This is a genomic window from Nonomuraea maheshkhaliensis (assembly GCF_039529435.1).
Classification (GTDB): Bacteria; Actinomycetota; Actinomycetes; order Streptosporangiales; family Streptosporangiaceae; genus Nonomuraea; species Nonomuraea maheshkhaliensis.
The window spans coordinates 1-4,157 of the sequence record NZ_BAAAMU010000262.1; the positions used below are offsets into that span (position 1 = coordinate 1).

Genomic DNA, 4,157 nt, shown 5'->3' on the forward strand with positions numbered 1-4,157 from the left:
GTTCAGCACGGCAACCTACGCTCGTTCACTTTTACACCGCACCTCGGACGCGACCCCAGCGTTCTGACCGGCTCGCCCATGCCCGCCGTCAGCGCGTGTGCGATCAAGCCAAGCAGCTCGAAGGACGACATGGTCACGGCCCCGGGATCCACTGTGACCTTGGACATCGAGCAGCAGACCCATGCAGCGCTCATCGTCCAGATAGCCATCGAACGCGGCTTGCCCGCGCGAGCGGCAGTGATCGCCATCGCCACCGCTATGCAGGAGTCGAAGCTGCGTAACCTCCGCTTCGGACACCTCGATTCACTAGGGCTGTTCCAGCAACGCCCCTCACAAGGCTGGGGAACCCGCGAGCAGATCCTCGACCCTCACCACGCCACCAGCACCTTCTACCAGCGCCTGAGCAAGGTGCCCCGCTGGGAACGACTCCCACCCACCCAGGCTGCGCAATCCGTCCAGCGCTCCGCCCACCCCGACGCCTCCGCCCCATGGGAACCCCTCGCCCAGCAAACGGTCGACACCCTGACAGAAGCCTGCGTCCCGCTCATCCCAGGCGAGCGCATCGCCGCCGTACTCGCGTACGCGCATGCACAACTCGGCAAACCGTACGAGTGGGGAGCCGAAGGACCGGCCACCTTCGACTGCTCCGGGTTGACCATGCGCGCCTACCAAGCAGCCGGAATCGCCATCCCCCGCGTCGCCGCCGACCAATGGCGGCACAGCCCGCCCATCCCGGCCGGACAAGAACAGCCCGGCGACCTCGCCTTCTTCCGCATGGAACCCGACGGCCCCGGACATGTCGGCATCGTCATCGGCAACGGCCAGATGATCCACGCCCCCAACCGCCGTACCGTCGTCCGTATCGACAGCTACCACCGCGAAGACCTGATCAGCTTCACCCGCCCGGCCGCCCACACCGCCGAGCGTCGTGTCGAACGACAGGAGAGTGTCAGCGGTCCGCGACACTAATGTCGGTAGCAAAGCGTGATCAGGCAGACGGACGTACACGTCGAGCTGTAGGTCATCGCGCTCTGGGAGTCCTTCGACTTGATCAGGGCCTTCGCCCGGGGACGACCTCGGCACGGCGGTCGTCGAACCCGCCGCCCGGACCGTCCTGCTGTCCTACGACACCGCCGACGCGGGACGCCCCCGGACCCCTCACTCCGCGAGGATCATCCCCTGGTCGTAGGAGCTGTCCTTCAGCGCCAGCCAGGCCAGCTCCCACGCGTTCATCGGGCGCATGTTCCGCAGCACCGGGAGCAGGTCGTCCTTCGTCGCCAGCTCGCCCGTCACCTCCACGAACGCGTTCCCCCGCACGGTGACCATCGTCGAGCCCAGGTCCACGTGATCGCCCCAGATTCCCGGGACTACTTCCTCGCACGCGCCCCGCACCCCGGAGCCGCAAGCAGCCTGTCCGGCCGTCAGCCCATAGGGTGCCTGGACGGTGACGGCCACCTCCAGACCATCGCGCCGGCGCTCGTAGTCGAGGAAGAGGATCCCTTCCTGCACGTTGACGGAGTCGAGACGGTAGTCCGGCTGGTCGGCGGCGATGACAGGCACGTGTCCACGCGCCATCGTCTGCGCGGCGACCAGCGCCGAGAGGGGTTTCTCTCCGAGGACGACGGCGATGCCGAGGACGAGGACCGTCCCGATGGTGGCCAGGCGCGTCACCATGCTCAGCGGCAGCGCCGTGGCCCCGGCGAACAGGTAGCCGGCCGCTCCTATCCCCATGAAGGCCACAAGGCTGCTCCACCCGCCCATCTCCGCGATGTCGGCGGGCGGGACCGGAGCCGCGATGAAGCCCATGACGACGAAGACCGGTCCCAGGATCGAGATCAGCCACCACAAGGGCAGCCTGCCCCAGAGAGTCAGCAGCATGCCCGCAGGCAAGGGCAAGGCCAGCATCACCAGGAACACGAGGATGTTGTCATCCACTACTTGCGCCAGGGCGGCTTCCCCGATCCCGATCACGGCCCCCACCAGGGCCGCCCGGATTAAGGCGTTCATACCCGATCATGGACCATGATCGGGCATGAACGTCAAGCCCTGGGCTTCAGCGTCCACGTCGAACACCGGACGGCATTGGCGACCACCACCCGCACGACCCGCCCCACTGGGGGCCAGACCCATGCAGCTGCCCGTTGGCGAGTTCGACCTGGCCGTGGATGAAGACCAGGTCCCGGCGCACGATGGTATGCAGGTCCACCGGCGGGTGCCTAAGAGGTCCTAACAGAATGATCTCTGCTGTGCTTTGATCTCTCGCTGTAGCCGAGGGAGAGGAGCCGGGGTGGCCAAGCGGAAGCCGTGGGAGGTCAGCGATCAGTTGTGGGCGGTGATCGAGCCATTGCTGCCTCAGCGTCAGCGGCGCTTCCGGCATCCGGGACGTAAGCGGCTCGATGACCGACTGGCGTTGCAGGGCATCTTGTTCGTGCTGCATACGGGGATCGCTTGGGAGCACCTGCCGCAAGAACTGGGCTACGGCTCGGGCATGACGTGCTGGCGGCGCCTGGCCGAATGGAACGCCTCTGGCGTGTGGCAGCGGCTGCACGAGGTGCTGCTGGACCGGTTACGCGCCGCCGACGCGCTGGACTTCTCCCGAGCGGCGGTGGATTCCTCCGAGGCGTGTCAGAGAAAATGCACCAGATCGGGCTGGAAATACCCATCAGCCGCGAGAGGGGTTATGGGGGATCTTGACGTAGCAGCGGCGGGTCGCAACCCGGGCCTCGTGGGCGGTCCTCAGTCCGGCGTGGCGGGCGGCGCGGATCGCCTCGCCGCGGCCGCGGTGCTCATCGTCGGGTGTGACGTAGCCGATGCCCTCGTGCAGTCGCACCTCGTTGTAGAACGTGCGGATCGCGCCCAGTTCGGCCTCCAGCTCACCCGGATCGGTGATCTTGTCCAGGTGCGGGTGCTCGTCCTTGACATGGCCGAACAGCGACTCGATCCAGGCCTGGTCATTCGGGGTGCCGGGCCGGCCGAAGTGCTGGGCGATGCGCGCGCCGGCCATGAACACCCTCGTGGCTGAGGAGGTCATCTGCGGCCCGTTGTCCGACAGGGCGAGCAGCACCGGGAAGGCGTCGTGGTCGGGAACCTGCCCGCCGCGCAGCTCAGCCAGGAACGCCTCGTCATCGAGCAGATGGGCCTTGCCGAGCCCCCGTAGGGCCTGGGTGTAGGCCACCTCGACCTGGATGGAGGTCTCCTCCGGCGAGACCACGGTGGACAGCCAGTATCGCGACACCACGTCCATCACCGCGATCACGCACCAGCGCGGCAGGCCACGGAAATGGGTGAAGTCGTAGATCGTGATGACGCCTGGCACCAGCTCGGCCCAGCCGGGCAGCTCCCGGCGCGGCCGACGCTCACGACGAGGCCGTTCGACGACCGTGATCCCGGCCGCCTGCAACACCCGCAGCACCGTCGACTCCGAGGCGTAGAAGGCCTCCGGCCGGGAGCCGCGGTGAGCCAGCTTGCGGTGCGAGCGGTCGATCTCCAGCCACTCCTCGGCGATCTTGACGATCGCCTCGCGCTCCCACGGCAGCAGCGCATGCAGCGCGACCTCAGGACCGGGCTTGGCATCGTCCAGGCGGCCGAGCACGGCACGAGCCTGCCAGCGCAGCACCCGCACGTGATCCAGCCCCAGCGTGGCCGCCGCCCGCCGCGTCGACCAGCCACCCTGCCGGGCCGCGAAGCCGACCAGCTCCAGCAGGCCGGCCTTGACGCTCGCGTCGACTCGCGGCGGGACCACGCCGGCTGTCAGTCCCAAGGCGATTTTCCCTGGTGCAGGTGCAAGGCGATGGCCTGCTCGGTCACGGTCGCGCGCAGCCGCTCGATCTCCCTGCGGGCCGCCTCCAGCTCCACGGCTTCCGGGCTCTTGCCCGGCCGCCCGACGGCGGAGGTCCCGGCCAGCGCGTCCAAGGCGCCCTGCTTGGCGGTCTTGCAGATCGCGTTGACCGTCATCCGGTTCACGCCGTACTTCTCAGCAGCCTGGCCCTGGGTCGACTGCCCGGTCAGCACCTCGACGAACACCTGGTACTTCATCGACGGCGCCAGCCGCGCACGCTTACCCGCCTGGCTCGCCTGCGCCTGGGACGGCCTGGGCTCCTTCTGTGGTCCTGCCACCTGCTCCAACCTCTTCCACGGAATGATCAAACTACCCGCGG

Annotated in this window: 4 protein-coding genes and 1 pseudogene; 2 read left to right on the forward strand and 3 right to left on the reverse strand. The window is 68.1% G+C overall.

What is annotated here, in order from left to right; genetic code table 11:
* A partial coding sequence (locus tag ABFX54_RS56005) for a C40 family peptidase (RefSeq protein WP_346115507.1) occupies positions 1–969 on the forward strand: 969 nt, incomplete at its 5' end.
* A 189-nt stretch (positions 970–1,158) separates the two neighbouring features.
* On the opposite strand, the gene ABFX54_RS56010 is transcribed toward ABFX54_RS56005, so the two are convergent.
* Entirely contained in the window at positions 1,159–2,007 is an 849-nt protein-coding gene (locus ABFX54_RS56010; protein WP_346115508.1) for a hypothetical protein, read from the reverse strand.
* A gap of 280 nt (positions 2,008–2,287) precedes the next feature.
* Between ABFX54_RS56010 and ABFX54_RS56015 the strand changes: the two are divergent.
* A pseudogene (locus ABFX54_RS56015) lies at positions 2,288–2,617 on the forward strand (transposase); the annotation flags it as partial.
* Between the two features lie 45 nt (positions 2,618–2,662).
* Here the strand turns inward: ABFX54_RS56015 and ABFX54_RS56020 are convergent.
* Complete coding sequence (locus ABFX54_RS56020; protein ID WP_346115509.1) at positions 2,663–3,760, reverse strand: integrase core domain-containing protein; 1,098 nt, start codon at positions 3,758–3,760, stop codon at positions 2,663–2,665.
* On the reverse strand, positions 3,751–4,157 hold a 407-nt coding region (locus ABFX54_RS56025), incomplete at its 5' end, for a COG3415 family protein (RefSeq protein ID WP_346115510.1). The genes ABFX54_RS56025 and ABFX54_RS56020, both read right to left, overlap by 10 nt.

Excerpts from the sequence above, each read along its gene's own strand:
- ABFX54_RS56010 (WP_346115508.1), bottom strand. The coding sequence starts at position 2,007 with ATGAACGCCTTAATCCGGGCGGCCCTGGTGGGGGCCGTGATCGGGATC.